The following is a 349-nucleotide window of genomic DNA, read 5'->3' on the forward strand; positions in this document are numbered from 1 at the left end:
CCGTCGACGACGGACAGGTCGGAGTGGCACAGTCCCGCGGCCTCGATCCTGACGAGGATCTCGCCCTCGCCGGGCTCGTCGAGGTCGAGTTCGGAGATCGAGATCGGTGCCGACTCGGCGAACGGGCGCGTTCTCCCGATCTCCTCGAGTACCGCTCCACGGATCTTCATCTCGGGCTTCTCCTCTTGTTTCGGCGAATCCTCGTTACCGCACGATGCCGCGCACCGAGGCCGGCAGGTCACGCTTGCGACGATACGGTCCGACGACGGCGGCTCCGAACGGGCGCTGCAGCAGGACTCGCGCGACGTCGCGCACCTCGTCGGTGGTGGCGGCGTCGATCTTGCTCAAG

This window comes from Streptomyces sp. NPDC127092 (assembly GCF_042722475.1).
Taxonomy (GTDB): domain Bacteria; phylum Actinomycetota; class Actinomycetes; order Streptomycetales; family Streptomycetaceae; genus Streptomyces.